Source organism: Citrobacter sp. Cf136, from assembly GCF_030333815.1.
GTDB classification, from domain to species: Bacteria; Pseudomonadota; Gammaproteobacteria; order Enterobacterales; family Enterobacteriaceae; genus Citrobacter; species Citrobacter freundii.
Window position 1 is genome coordinate 88596 of record NZ_JAOWFE010000011.1, and the last position, 12558, is coordinate 101153.

At 52.9% G+C, this 12558-nt stretch carries 12 protein-coding genes; 3 read left to right on the top strand and 9 right to left on the bottom strand.

The annotated features are described in order from the left end of the window. Window positions 1-112 precede the first annotated feature (112 nt). Entirely contained in the window at window positions 113-1192 is a 1080-nt protein-coding gene (gene alr / locus OGV98_RS00435) for an alanine racemase (protein WP_003844721.1), read from the bottom strand. 16 nt (window positions 1193-1208) lie between these two features. Then, the gene (gene dnaB, locus OGV98_RS00440) at window positions 1209-2624 is read right to left on the bottom strand and encodes a replicative DNA helicase (RefSeq protein ID WP_003826610.1); all 1416 of its coding nucleotides are present in this window, start codon (window positions 2622-2624) and stop codon (window positions 1209-1211) included. A gap of 64 nt (window positions 2625-2688) precedes the next feature. On the opposite strand from dnaB, the gene OGV98_RS00445 reads away from it, so the two are divergent. Beyond that, on the top strand, window positions 2689-3672 hold the full coding sequence (locus OGV98_RS00445) for a quinone oxidoreductase (RefSeq protein ID WP_003841359.1): 984 nt from the start codon (window positions 2689-2691) through the stop codon (window positions 3670-3672). A 301-nt stretch (window positions 3673-3973) separates the two neighbouring features. Here OGV98_RS00445 and pspG read toward each other — a convergent pair whose 3' ends face one another. The 3 genes from pspG to OGV98_RS00460 all read right to left on the bottom strand — a co-directional run bounded on the left by pspG (window position 3974) and on the right by OGV98_RS00460 (window position 5944). Next, window positions 3974-4216, bottom strand: coding sequence for an envelope stress response protein PspG (pspG, locus tag OGV98_RS00450; RefSeq protein ID WP_003031713.1), 243 nt, complete (start codon window positions 4214-4216; stop codon window positions 3974-3976). A 133-nt stretch (window positions 4217-4349) separates the two neighbouring features. Continuing rightward, on the bottom strand, window positions 4350-5348 hold the full coding sequence (dusA, locus tag OGV98_RS00455; protein WP_003031712.1) for a tRNA dihydrouridine(20/20a) synthase DusA: 999 nt from the start codon (window positions 5346-5348) through the stop codon (window positions 4350-4352). 107 nt (window positions 5349-5455) lie between these two features. Then, window positions 5456-5944, bottom strand: a complete 489-nt coding sequence (locus OGV98_RS00460; RefSeq protein ID WP_003031710.1) for a cupin domain-containing protein — start codon at window positions 5942-5944, stop codon at window positions 5456-5458. Window positions 5945-6059: 115 nt separating this feature from the next. Here OGV98_RS00460 and zur point away from each other — a divergent pair, with 115 nt between their 5' ends. Further along, window positions 6060-6578 carry a zinc uptake transcriptional repressor Zur gene (zur, locus tag OGV98_RS00465; RefSeq protein WP_003031709.1) on the top strand — a complete coding sequence of 173 codons (519 nt, stop codon included), beginning with the start codon at window positions 6060-6062 and terminating at the stop codon, window positions 6576-6578. Window positions 6579-6626: 48 nt separating this feature from the next. Here zur and OGV98_RS00470 read toward each other — a convergent pair whose 3' ends face one another. The 4 genes from OGV98_RS00470 to OGV98_RS00485 all read right to left on the bottom strand — a co-directional run bounded on the left by OGV98_RS00470 (window position 6627) and on the right by OGV98_RS00485 (window position 9510). Next, on the bottom strand, window positions 6627-6836 hold the full coding sequence (locus tag OGV98_RS00470) for a CsbD family protein (RefSeq protein WP_003031706.1): 210 nt from the start codon (window positions 6834-6836) through the stop codon (window positions 6627-6629). Window positions 6837-6972: 136 nt separating this feature from the next. Further along, entirely contained in the window at window positions 6973-8292 is a 1320-nt protein-coding gene (dinF, locus tag OGV98_RS00475) for an MATE family efflux transporter DinF (protein ID WP_071685128.1), read from the bottom strand. Window positions 8293-8423: 131 nt separating this feature from the next. Next, window positions 8424-9032: a transcriptional repressor LexA gene (lexA, locus tag OGV98_RS00480; RefSeq protein ID WP_003031703.1), complete on the bottom strand. Its 609-nt coding sequence runs from the start codon at window positions 9030-9032 to the stop codon at window positions 8424-8426. 109 nt (window positions 9033-9141) lie between these two features. Beyond that, window positions 9142-9510, bottom strand: a complete 369-nt coding sequence (locus OGV98_RS00485) for a diacylglycerol kinase (RefSeq protein ID WP_003826594.1) — start codon at window positions 9508-9510, stop codon at window positions 9142-9144. Window positions 9511-9681: 171 nt separating this feature from the next. Here OGV98_RS00485 and plsB point away from each other — a divergent pair, with 171 nt between their 5' ends. Then, entirely contained in the window at window positions 9682-12111 is a 2430-nt protein-coding gene (plsB, locus tag OGV98_RS00490; RefSeq protein ID WP_044715259.1) for a glycerol-3-phosphate 1-O-acyltransferase PlsB, read from the top strand. Window positions 12112-12558: the final 447 nt, after the last annotated feature.

Here is a 12558-nt window from a genome sequence, read left to right on the forward strand (position 1 = left end):
TTACAGGCAAGGGTTAAGAACACAATAAACCGGAAGCGGGAGAAGATCGAGAGGATGTTGAGGGTAATATTGCCGGAAGGCGGCGTAACCGCCTGTCCAGCACATCATTCTGCTAATCGATATACTTCATCGCCACTCTTGAGGTCAGGCGCGTAATAAGTTCGTAAGCACTTACTTTCGTCATTTCAGCAATGCGTTCAACGGGCAGTCCCTCACCCCACAGAATCACCGAATCGCCGGCTTTATCCTGCGCTTCGGGACCTAAATCGACGCAGATCATATCCATCGCAACGCGACCGACGATCGGCACTTCACGGCCATTGACCAGTACCGGCGTCCCAGACGGCGCCGCGCGCGGATAACCATCACCATAGCCCATTGCCACCACACCCAGACGCGTGTCGCGCTCGCTCAACCAGGTACCACCATAACCAACCGGCTCGCCCGCTTTGTGCTCACGCACCGCAATCAGGCTGGAGGTCAGCGACATCACCGGCTGGCAGCCAAAATCAGCACCGATGGAGTGGTTTTCCAGTGGCGACACACCATACAGAATCAGTCCCGGACGCGCCCAGTCGAAGTGAGACTGTGGCCACAGCAGAATACCGCCCGATGCGGCAATCGAACGCTGCCCAGGTTTGCCCTCGCAAAAGCTGTTGAAGATATCGAGCTGTTTTTCGGTCGCACCGCATTCAGGTTCGTCTGCGCGCGCAAAATGGCTGACGATATTGACCGGCTGGCGCACATTTTCACATTGCGTTAGGCGCTGATAAAACGCCTCGGCCTGCTCAGGGCGTACGCCCAGGCGGTGCATACCTGTGTCGAGCTTCATCCAGACGGTAACGGGTTCAACCAGATTAGCTGCTTCCAGGGCTTCGAGCTGCTCCTGGTTATGGACGGCTGTATGCAGACGCTGCGCGGAAATAGTCGGCAGATCGGAGGCATCAAAAAATCCCTCCAGCAGCAGGATGGGCTGCGTGATCCCTCCCGCTCGCAACCGCAGGGCTTCTTCAAGACGAGCGACACCAAAAGCGTCCGCATCGGGGAGCGTTCGCGCGGTCTCTAACAGACCATGGCCGTAGGCGTTCGCTTTCACGACCGCAACCAGTTTACTGGCAGGGGCCAGTTCACGCAGACGTTGCAGGTTGTGTCGCAGAGCGCGGCGGTTAATGACTACAGTTGCCGCTTGCATTTGTATTCCTTAGAAATTACTCATCATCATATTGAGGACCGGCATAGTTGTCGAAGCGGGACCACTGTCCGTTAAACGTCAGGCGCACCGTACCGATCGGACCGTTACGCTGCTTACCAATAATAATTTCGGCGATGCCTTTTAAGTCACTGTTTTCGTGATAAACCTCATCACGATAGATAAACATGATTAAGTCGGCATCCTGTTCGATGGAGCCGGATTCACGCAGATCCGAGTTAACCGGACGCTTGTCGGCGCGTTGTTCCAGAGAGCGGTTAAGCTGCGACAGCGCCACCACCGGCACATGCAATTCTTTCGCTAACGCTTTCAGCGAGCGGGAGATTTCTGCAATTTCCAGCGTACGGTTGTCGGAGAGTGACGGCACGCGCATCAGCTGCAGGTAGTCGATCATGATAAGTCCGATACCACCATGTTCACGGGCGATACGACGGGCACGCGAGCGCACTTCCGTTGGCGTCAGGCCGGAGGAGTCATCAATATAGATGTTTCGTTTCTCCAGCAAAATACCCATTGTTCCGGAAATTCGTGCCCAGTCTTCATCATCCAGTTGACCGGTACGGATTTTGGTTTGGTCTACGCGTGAGAGCGAGGCCAGGGAACGCATCATGATCTGTTCCGAGGGCATTTCAAGACTAAAGATAAGAACCGGCTTATCCTGCAACATCGCCGCATTTTCGACGAGGTTCATCGCAAATGTTGTTTTACCCATCGACGGACGCGCGGCGACGATAATTAAGTCTGACGGCTGCAATCCCGCCGTCTTTTTATTGAGGTCGTCATAACCGGTGTTCACCCCGGTGACGCCGTCGTGCGGCTGCTGGAACAGTTGCTCGATACGCGCGACGGTGGCGTCGAGCACATCAGTAATATTTTTCGGCCCTTCGTCTTTATTTGCGCGGCTTTCCGCGATTTTAAAGACACGGGATTCAGCAAGGTCCAACAGATCTTCACTGGAACGGCCTTGCGGATCAAACCCGGCTTCCGCGATTTCGTTCGCAACCGAAATCATGTCACGAACAACGGCACGTTCGCGGACGATATCCGCATAAGCGCTAATATTCGCCGCACTTGGCGTATTTTTAGATAACTCAGCCAAGTAAGCAAAACCGCCAACGCTGTCCAGTTGTCCCTGAACCTCCAGCGACTCTGCCAGCGTGATCAGATCGATGGGTTTCCCCATCTCCTGCAGGCGATGCATTTCCGTAAAGATATGCCGGTGCGGCCGGGTATAAAAATCTTCCGCCACCACACGCTCAGCGACATCGTCCCAGCGTTCGTTATCCAGCATTAAACCGCCCAACACCGACTGTTCCGCTTCAATCGAGTGCGGCGGTACTTTCAGCCCGGCGACCTGGGGATCGCGCTCACGAGCATCAGTCTGTTGTTTGTTGAAGGGTTTATTTCCTGCCATAGTGAATGGAGTTACCGAGATAATGATTGGGTCGAAAGATTACCACATTTCTTTTGGAGGAAGCATGGCAACACGTATTGAATTTCACAAGCATGGTGGCCCTGATGTACTCAAGGCGGTGGAGTTTACACCCGTAGACCCGGCGGAAAACGAAATCCAGGTCGAGAACAAAGCTATTGGGATCAACTATATCGACACCTACATCCGCAGTGGTCTTTATCCGCCGCCATCTCTGCCCAGCGGCCTGGGTACCGAAGCTGCCGGCGTAGTCAGCAAAGTCGGCAGCAAAGTGACACACATAAAAGCTGGCGATCGCGTGGTGTACGCCCAGTCTGCCCTTGGTGCATACAGCTCAGTGCATAACGTTCCGGCCGATAAAGCCGCCATCCTACCCAACGCTATCTCATTTGAACAAGCCGCAGCCTCATTCCTGAAAGGGTTAACCGTTTTCTATCTGCTGCGTAAAACCTATGAAATTCAGCCTGATGAGCCGTTTTTGTTCCATGCGGCTGCGGGCGGCGTCGGGATGATTGCCTGCCAGTGGGCAAAAGCATTGGGCGCGAAGCTGATTGGTACCGTCGGCAGTGCGCAAAAAGCGCAAATTGCGCTGCAGGCCGGCGCATGGCAGGTCATTAACTATCGTGAAGAAAGCATAGTTGAGCGAGTGAAAGAGATAACCGGCGGAAAAAAAGTACGGGTGGTGTATGACTCGGTGGGGAAAGATACCTGGGAAGCCTCGCTGGATTGTTTACAGCGCCGGGGACTAATGGTCAGCTTTGGTAATGCTTCCGGGCCGGTGACTGGCGTGAACTTAGGTATTCTGAACCAGAAAGGTTCGCTGTACGTGACCCGTCCTTCACTCCAGGGGTATATCACCAATCACCGCGAATTAACCGAAGCCAGCAATGAGCTATTCTCGCTAATTGCCAGCGGAGTAATCAAAGTGGATGTCGCGCCTGGTCAGACGTTCGCACTGCACGATGCACAGCGTGCTCATGAAGTACTGGAAAGCCGGGCAACGCAGGGATCGAGTTTGCTAATCCCATAATGCTTCGACTTCCCCTAAATAATTCAAATTGCAGGAAGGCGGCAATTGAATGAATCCCCAGGAGCTTACTGGAGTAAGTGACTGGGGTGAATGAAAGCAGCCAACACACCTGCGGTTTGAATTATGACGGGGAAGTAAAGAATTAGGGCTTCCCGTGGGAAGCCCTTTCTTTTTTTAGTTCGGCTGTATGTAGGGTACAGCTCGATGAATTCGTTAACCCGGCAATAGTGACAGATTTGATAATCAATTCCTATTTGGTTCTAAAGGCAATGTTGCAGGTTGTGACGCACCACTCAATACCTTAGTAAAATCGACGGTTATTGCGCTGATACTGTGGGACTTTTGGCGCTTTTATCGCCTTGATAACCCACACCACGGCAACAGCCAGTAGCAGCCAGGGCAACAGTTTAATCATCAAGGCAAATAGTCCGCCCAGAAACATCACTGCGGTGGCTACGACCAATGCGGCCAGAACGCCCAGCAAAGATACGCCGGTGACCATCAGCATGATAAAAAATCCAATCACAAAAAGTAGTTCCAGCATGGCTCTCTCCCGAAATGAAATTCTCTCCATTGCTTTACAAGAAACATGCCAAAAATAATGCATTGATTTATAAAGAAAACGCCCCGCGACAAAGCGCAGGGCGTGGTGAAATTAACTAACTTTTGGTGAAAACTTAACGCTTGTCTGCCACCAGCTTCAGCGCGTGCTCCAGTACGTTAATATCTGCCCCGGCTTTATGCGCATTTTCGCTCAGATAGCGACGCCACTGACGAGCCCCAGGGATCCCCTGAAACAGCCCCAACATATGGCGCGTCACATGTCCCAAATAGGTTCCCTTACTCAGTTCACGCTCAATGTACGGGTACATGGCGCGCACCACGGTAACCGGATCGGTATCTTCGGTGGTAGCTGCAAAAATCTCACGGTCAACGGACGCCAGAATTCCTGGGTTTTGATAAGCTTCGCGCCCTACCATCACGCCATCCATATGTTGCAGATGAATTTTCGCTTCTTCCAACGATTTAATGCCGCCGTTGATCGACATCGTCAGATGCGGGAAATCACGCTTTAGCTGATAAACACGGTCATAATCCAGCGGTGGAATTTCGCGGTTTTCTTTCGGGCTTAACCCGGACAGCCAGGCCTTGCGGGCGTGAATGATAAACATCTCACATTCGCCGTTGCCAGATACCGTGTTGATGAAATCGCACAGGAATTCGTAGCTGTCCTGATCATCAATGCCGATACGCGTTTTCACCGTTACCGGAATCGACACCACGTCGCGCATTGCTTTGACGCAATCGGCGACCAGTTGCGCATTCCCCATCAGGCAGGCGCCAAACATGCCATTCTGCACGCGGTCGGAAGGGCAACCCACGTTGAGATTGATTTCGTCATAACCCCGCTGTTCAGCGAGCTTTGCGCACTGCGCCAGTGCAGCCGGATCGCTCCCGCCCAGTTGCAATGCGACCGGATGCTCTTCTTCGCTATACGCCAGATAATCGCCTTTACCATGAATGATCGCGCCGGTGGTTACCATCTCCGTATAGAGCAACGTCTGGCTGGACAGTAAGCGCAAAAAGTAGCGGCAGTGTCTGTCCGTCCAGTCGAGCATCGGCGCGATAGAAAAACGATGAGCGGGAAAAGCGGTAGACTGAGATTCAGGCAGCATGGCGAATATTCAAGCATCCGGTTAAAAAAGGGGCGCTACTATAGCATAGACCGTTACGATAGTGAGCCACATCCTCGCGGCTCACTCCCCCTGCCCCTCAACAAACGCTATTTACGCCCCGGTTTTCCGTCGTGTGATCCGAAAAACTGCGGCGGATGGTCGACCCAGCGATCCTCACGTGTAGCGGCATAGACCGGGTTAAGCGGATAATAAATGCGGTTATATTTTTTGTTCGCCTCACCCACGACTAACAGACGCACCTCTTCACTGGTGTTATTGATAAAGGTATGGCACACGCCTGTACCTGCCGGGAAACCGACGCTGTCGCCCGGCTCTAGCTTCCATAAATACCCGTTAATCCAGGCCTCAGGATAACCTTCCAGCACATAGATAAACTCTTCCTCATCGCTTTCAGCGTGCGGGTACGACGTGCGCCGACCCGGCGGCAGGCGTTCATGATGAATGCCGAGTCGTCCTAACCCCAACTTGCGGGCAAGCGGCGCGCCAATAGCAAATAGCTCATCGCTGTCGGGATAAGTGGAGTCATCAGCCCCCTCAACCTCACGCCAGTGGCGAATACAATCGGGTCTTTTCATGGTTATTTTCCAGTATTGCGATGCGTCAGGTATAGCACACCGCGGTGGATCTCGGCGTTTTAAGCAGAACATGTTAAAGTAAGGGATTAACCTTCCACGCAAATCGAGGCGCCAAATGGACAAAACCACTACGCAAGAGTTATTGGCTCAAGCTGAAAAACTCTGTGCGCAACGCAACGTGCGGCTTACGCCACAGCGTCTCGAAGTGTTGCGCCTGATGAGCCTGCAGGAAGGGGCTATCAGCGCCTATGACCTGCTCGACCTGTTGCGGGAAACTGAGCCGCAGGCCAAGCCGCCAACCGTGTATCGTGCGCTCGATTTTCTGCTGGAACAAGGGTTTGTGCATAAGGTGGAATCCACCAACAGCTATGTCCTTTGCCATCTGTTCGATCAGCCAACGCACAGTTCCGCGATGTTCATTTGTGACCGCTGTGGTGTGGTAAAAGAAGAGTGCGCAGAAGGTGTGGAAGACATCATGCATACGCTGGCGGCCAAAATGGGCTTTGCTCTGCGACATAATGTTATTGAAGCACACGGGCTGTGTCCGGCCTGTGTAGAAGTTGAGTCATGCCGCCATCCTGGCGAGTGCCAGCATGACCATACGATTCAGGTGAAGAAGAAAGTGGGGCGCTAGGTAAGCGGGAGAGCGTACATCCTTGTACTCTCAGGAGGGAGGGGTTAATTACCAGCGGTAATCATTACGTTTTTCCCAATCGTTAACTTCTTTCTCCGCCTGATCTTTCGCGTAACCGTAACGCTCCTGGACTTTACCGACCAGTTGGTCACGTTTACCTTCAATGACCGTCATATCATCATCGGTCAGTTTGCCCCATTGCTCTTTCACTTTACCTTTAAACTGCTTCCAGTTGCCGCCGACTTCGTCTTTATTCATCATCAAGTCCTCATCGTTAGGTTGTGAATAGCGAGAGTGCCATGTCCAGACACATGCTGTTTTTGCTGGACGTGAGAATAAGTGTAGTCAGTGATTCTGGGTTTTATTTACTATTCGGAATTTTTAACCATCCAGATTAGGCAAACCAGGTTCCATTACGCCAGTGACGCCGCCAGATAAAGGCCAGCGACAGCCCGCGCAACGCGAGGAAAACGGTTAACGCCAGCCACAAACCATGATTTCCCAGCCACGGCAACGTCAGGAGCGTTAAGGCGAATCCCACTGCGGCAACGGCCATACTGTTGCGCATTTCTGCAGCCCGCGTCGCGCCAATAAACATTCCGTCGAGCAGATAACACCAGACACCCACCAGCGGTAACACCACCTGCCAGAAGAGATAGCGATCGGCCAGTAGTTGGATTTGCGGCAGCGAGGTCAGTAGCGCAACAATCTGCTCGCCAAACAGGGCATAAACCAGCGAAAACAGAATAGCCACAATACCGGACTGCCGACAGGCCGCCCGCCAGACGTCCAGTAACTGGCTACCATCTCGCGCCCCATAGGCCTGGCCCGAATGCGCTTCCACGGCATAGGCAAATCCATCCAGCGCGTAGGCGGTAAAGGTTAGCAGGGTCATCAGAACGGCATTAACCGCAATAATATCGCCTCCCAGACGTGCACCCAGCACCGTGATAGCGCCAAAACAGAGCTGCAGCAGCAGCGAGCGCAACATGATGTCACGGTTAAGCGCCAGCAAACGACGGAAGTTGCCACGCCACGCCTGCTTCAGCATTGCCAGCGAAATTCCGCGCATATGCAGGACTTTGCGCACCATCATCAGGCCGATCAGTAAGGTGGCATATTCAGCAATCACCGTCGCCAGTGCCGCACCTTGCACGTTCATATGCAGGCCCATCACCAGCCATAAATCGAGCACAATGTTAAGAATATTGCCAACAATCAACAGGATAACCGGCGCACGCGCATACTGAACGCCAAGCAGCCAGCCGAGCAGCACCAGATTAGCCAGCGAGGCGGGTGCGCTGAGCCAGCGGATTTCAAGGAAACGCCGGGCTTGTTCCAGTACCGCTTCACTTCCCCCGACAATATGCAGCGCTACATCGATAATCGGCGTACGAAACAGTGCGATAAGCAACCCCGCGCCCAGCGCCAGCATTAGCGGCTGCAACAGTGCGCGCGCCAGCGCCTGTGGATTTTTCGCACCAAATGCCTGGGCAGTAAGACCCGTGGTGCTCATGCGCAGAAAAAGCAGCAGCATAAAGAGAAAACTGGTTGCCGTAGCACCAACCGCAACACCGCCAAGATAGACCGGACTATCCAGATGACCAATCACCGCGGTGTCCACCAATCCCAGCAGGGGAACGGTGATATTGGAGAAGATCATCGGTAAGGCGAGGTGCCAGAGTGCTTTATCAGAAGAGGTAAAGAAAGGCATACAGGAGGGCCTGAGAAGAAGTTAGACGAACTGGACAATGTGATGCAGGCCCGGCAAGCGTAGCGCTACCGGGCACATTGCCGGATGGCAACGTAATCGTCTTATCCGGCCTACAGAGATTCAACAGAAAATCAGAGCCATTCACCGTTACGAATGACACCTACCGCCAGCCCTTCAATGGTGAAGCTTTGCTCACGCAGGTCGACAACGATAGGTTTAAATTCGCTATTTTCTGGCAGAAGTTCAACCTTGTTGCCCTGCTTTTTCAGGCGCTTAACCGTAACTTCGTCATCAATACGGGCAACAACAACCTGTCCGTTACGCACGTCCTGAGTTTTATGCACCGCCAGCAAATCGCCGTCCATAATACCGATATCTTTCATAGACATACCGCTAACGCGCAGCAGAAAATCGGCGTTCGGTTTGAACAATGAGGGATCGACCTGGTAGTGGCCTTCGATGTGCTGCTGCGCCAGAAGTGGCTCGCCTGCCGCCACACGACCGACAAGCGGTAATCCCTCTTCTTCTTCCTGCAACAGTCTAATACCGCGCGATGCGCCGGAGACAATTTCCAGCACACCTTTACGCGCCAGCGCTTTCAGATGTTCTTCAGCGGCATTTGGGGAACGGAACCCCAAACGCTGCGCGATCTCCGCACGCGTCGGTGGCATACCTGTCTGGCTGATGTGATCTCTAATGAGATCAAACACCTCTTGCTGCCTGGCCGTTAACGCTTTCATTCCGCCCCCTGGGTGTATATACAGTTATGCTGTGAGTATATACAGCTAAAGGTGATTTTGGAACCGCAAACTGCACAAAAAGCAGGAGATTTATGAAGATGTGGAATCCTTATCGCAAATGCGACCACAACAGGATGCCCCAGGTAATCAGAGCGACAAAAATAGACAACAATACCGCCGCCGACCCCATATCTTTCGCCCGTCCGGAAAGTTCGTGATACTCAGAGCCTATACGGTCAACTACCGCCTCAATCGCACTGTTGAGGATTTCAACGATCATCACCAGCATCACGGAACCAATCAACAGCACGCGAGTAATCGCATCGACGTCCAGCCAGCAGGCGATAGCTACGCCCAGCAGTACGGCAACGCTTTCCTGGCGGAATGCCGCCTCATTGATCCATGCGGCGCGAAAACCTTTCCAGGAATAGCCTGCAGCTTTGATAATTCGGGTGAATCCAGTGGTATTATTGGCCATCAAAAAGAACCTTTTTACATTATTAGCGTCAATGTCATTGTAACGTTACCCCGTTTGTTTCAGGGTGTGGCAAAGCAGCGCGAAGTATGACGGGATACCACAGAAATTCACTAAACTTTCTGATATCCTTGCAGCGCATTTGCATTATTAACCAGAGGCTTTACATCGTTTATGTCCGGCTGGCCACGAATTTACTACAAATTACTGAATTTACCATTAAGCGTCCTGGTAAAAAGCAAGTCTATTCCGGCAGAACCTGCCCCGGAATTGGGACTCGATACGTCTCGTCCCATTATGTACGTCCTACCGTACAATTCAAAAGCAGACTTGCTGACGCTGCGTGCCCAATGTCTGGTGCACGATCTCCCCGATCCCCTGGAACCGCTGGAGATAGACGGGACTTTACTGCCGCGCTACGTGTTTATTCACGGCGGCCCGCGTGTGTTCACCTATTACACGCCAAAAGAAGAGTCCATCAAGCTGTTCCATAACTATCTCGACTTACATCGCAGCAATCCAGACCTGGATGTGCAGATGGTGCCGGTTTCGGTGATGTTTGGCCGTGCGCCAGGGCGTGAAAAAGGTGAAGTTAATCCGCCGTTACGTATGCTAAACGGCGTACAGAAATTCTTTGCGGTTTCCTGGCTGGGTCGCGACAGTTTTGTCCGCTTCTCCCCGTCGGTCTCTCTGCGTCGTATGGCGGATGAACACGGTACGGATAAGATCATTGCCCAGAAGCTGGCACGCGTGGCGCGTATGCACTTTGCTCGCCAGCGTCTGGCCGCTGTCGGCCCGCGCCTCCCTGCCCGCCAGGATCTGTTTAATAAGCTGTTAGCTTCAAAAGCGATCGCTCGCGCGGTAGAAGATGAAGCGCGCAGTAAAAAAATCTCCCACGAAAAAGCGCAGCAAAATGCCATTGCGCTGATGGAAGAGATTGCCGCCAACTTCTCCTACGAAATGATCCGTTTGACGGACCGTATTCTGGGCTTTACCTGGAACCGTCTGTATCAGGGGATTAACGTTCATAATGCGGAGCGTGTACGCCAGTTGGCGCACGATGGGCATGAAATCGTGTACGTTCCGTGCCACCGCAGCCATATGGACTATATGCTGCTGTCGTACGTTCTGTACCACCAGGGTCTGGTTCCGCCGCACATCGCAGCCGGTATCAACCTGAATTTCTGGCCAGCGGGTCCGATTTTCCGTCGTCTGGGCGCATTCTTTATTCGTCGTACCTTCAAGGGCAACAAGCTCTACTCCACCGTATTCCGCGAATACCTGGGCGAGTTGTTCAGCCGCGGCTACTCGGTTGAGTACTTTGTCGAGGGTGGACGTTCACGTACTGGTCGTTTGCTCGACCCTAAAACCGGCACCCTGTCGATGACTATTCAGGCGATGCTGCGCGGCGGTACGCGTCCTATTACTCTCGTACCGATCTACATCGGCTACGAGCACGTAATGGAAGTGGGCACCTACGCAAAAGAGCTGCGTGGCGCGACGAAAGAGAAAGAAAGCCTGCCACAAATGCTGCGTGGCTTAAGCAAGCTGCGTAACCTGGGTCAGGGCTACGTCAACTTTGGTGAACCAATGCCATTGATGACTTACCTCAACCAGCATGTGCCAGAATGGCGTGAATCTATTGACCCTATCGAGTCTATCCGTCCGGCCTGGCTGACGCCGACGGTGAATAACATTGCCGCCGATCTGATGGTGCGCATTAACAACGCTGGCGCGGCCAACGCCATGAACCTGTGTTGTACCGCGCTGTTGGCTTCCCGCCAGCGCTCTCTGACCCGTGAACAGTTAACCGAGCAGCTCGACTGCTACTTGAGCCTGCTGCGCAACGTGCCGTACGCGGCGGACTCAACCGTTCCTGCGCAAAGTGCCAGTGAACTGATCGACCACGCCTTGCAGATGAACAAGTTTGAGGTCGAGAAAGACACCATCGGTGACATCATTATTCTGCCGCGCGAGCAGGCGGTCTTGATGACGTACTACCGCAATAACATTGCGCATATGCTGGTTCTGCCTTCGTTGATGGCAGCCATTGTGACTCAGCATCGTCGTATTTCACGCGTCGCGCTACAGCAGCATATTGATGCGTTGTACCCGATGCTGAAAGCCGAGTTGTTCCTGCGCTGGGAGCGCGATGAGCTTGCCGGGGTGATTGACGAACTGGCCAGCGAAATGCAGCGCCAGGGGCTGATTACTCTACAGGATGGCGAGCTGCATATTAATCCTGCCCGCTCCCGTACGCTGCAGCTGTTGGCTGCGGGTGCTCGCGAGACGTTGCAACGCTACGCCATCACCTTCTGGCTACTGAGCGCCAACCCGTCGATCAACCGTGGCACGCTGGAGAAAGAGAGCCGCACCGTGGCACAACGCCTCTCAGTGCTGCACGGCATTAACGCGCCGGAATTCTTCGATAAAGCGGTGTTCAGCTCTCTGGTGCTGACGCTGCGTGACGAGGGATTCATCAGCGATACCGGGGATGCCGAGCCGGAAGAGACGATGAAGATCTATCAGATGCTGGCAAGTCTGATAACCTCGGACGTGCGCTTGACGATTGAGAGCGTGACGCAGGAAGAAGCGGCACAGTAAAAATCGGTTTAATATTTTAACCGCCCTCGGCTTTGATAGTTGAGGGCAGTTTTTCCGGTCAACCTTCCCCCTCCAACAGTTCCCCACACAGCAATAACAATCAAATCAGCACAGGTATAATTAAATAATATTTATGCTTAACCATTAATTTGACACAGTTATAAATATATTAAAAATCAAGAAATAACATCAACCGCCATCAAAAAAGCATGATCCATATCAAGAGAGATTTGTACAAAAGATCCTCTACTGTATCAGCTCACTTATCCATTGCACGATTTTGCTCTGGCATTCAATGGCTGCAACATTTATGGAGAATTTATGTCACAGCAGGGACTGCGCTTTACGCTCGACGTGGACGGGTTAGTGGCGATGAGCACCGCCGTCGTCAGCTTCACCCTCAGCCAGAATCTCTCCACCCCCTTTTTGCTCTGCGTTGATATCGCC